Source organism: Mammaliicoccus sp. B-M6 (assembly GCF_022386965.1).
GTDB classification, from domain to species: Bacteria; Bacillota; Bacilli; order Staphylococcales; family Staphylococcaceae; genus Mammaliicoccus; species Mammaliicoccus sciuri_A.
In genome coordinates this window covers 1-588 of record NZ_JAJNHJ010000081.1, presented here as the reverse complement: position 1 = coordinate 588, position 588 = coordinate 1, and the positions used below count along the sequence as shown (strand labels likewise).

Below are 588 nucleotides of genomic sequence, written 5' to 3'. Positions count from 1 at the left end.
CGTCTATTAATTGTATCTCTATATTGAGTTTTGCCTGATTGATATCGTTTGATATCGATACCCACATATGCGTTTAATTGTTTATTCGTTTTGAATTTTGTAAGATCTCCTAATTCTCCTATAATCATAGCTACTGTTAGCTTCCCTATACCAGGAATTGAATGCATAACTTCGAAACATTCAAGTTGTTGAGCTAACTCAATCATCTCTTTATCTAGTTGAGACAATTGTTGAATTGAACTTTTTAATTGTTGAATTAATAATCGAACTTTTTTTACTAGAAATGAAGAATGTTTAACATTAGGATAACTTTCTTGTGCTATTTTATTTAATCTTTCAGCATAATTTTGTGCTTTTTGATAAGACAAATTTTTATTAGTGTATTCCATAATACTTGAAGTCAGGCTTTCAATATCTTTTTGACTAACTAAATCTGGGTGTGCATATTCTTCTATAATATTAAGCGCGATTTTTGAATAACGATTTTTAAACAATTTTTCAAGTCCTGGAAAAGTTTGATGAAGTAATTCGATAATCATTATTTTCAATCGATTTTGATCGTTTTCAATTTCAACATGAAATCGAGCT

1 protein-coding gene is annotated in these 588 nt (G+C 28.4%); it reads right to left on the bottom strand.

The features are described from left to right. Positions 1-588: transposase (locus LQ693_RS13490; RefSeq protein WP_239743727.1), on the bottom strand; the 588-nt coding region annotated here is incomplete at both ends.